Origin of the sequence: Achromobacter aegrifaciens, assembly GCF_902859965.1 — a bacterium.
GTDB lineage: Bacteria > Pseudomonadota > Gammaproteobacteria > Burkholderiales > Burkholderiaceae_B > Achromobacter > Achromobacter aegrifaciens.
This window is the reverse complement of the sequence record NZ_CADIKO010000019.1, coordinates 1-517: the sequence shown is the minus strand read 5'-3', so window position 1 is coordinate 517 and position 517 is coordinate 1. Positions and strand designations below refer to the sequence as shown.

At 67.1% G+C, this 517-nt stretch carries 1 protein-coding gene; it reads left to right on the top strand.

What is annotated here, in order from left to right; genetic code table 11:
• Positions 1-517 (top strand): VCBS domain-containing protein (locus HV793_RS31020; protein WP_217481796.1); only part of this gene is annotated, 517 nt, incomplete at both ends.

Below are 517 nucleotides of genomic sequence, written 5' to 3'. Positions count from 1 at the left end.
CACCGTCACCATCAACGGCCACACCGATGGCGTGCCCGGCGTGACCGTCCCCGACGCCAACGGCGCCGATGCCGGCAACGTCAGCATCGCCGAGAACGCCACGCAGCCGGTTACTGGCGAACTGACCGTCACCGCACCGGAAGGCCTGGCTACCGTCAAGATCGGCAACGTCACCCTCTCTGTGGCCGACCTGCAGGCGCTGGGCACCACCCCGGTCGTCGTCAACGGCACCGAAGGCAAGCTCACGCTGACTGGCTACGACCCCGCCACCGGCAAGATCACCTATAGCTACCAGCAGGACGGGACGGCCAAGAACCACACTGCCGGCGACGACTCCGTCACCGACAAGTTCACCGTCACCGTCACCGACGCGGCCAACCAGGTCAAGTCTGACGACCTGGTCGTGCTCATCACCGACACCGCTCCGGAAGCCAAGCCCGACACCGCCTCCGTCACGGAAGACACCGCACTGACCGCCTCCGGCAACGTCATCAGCGGCACCGGCGCCGACACCCTC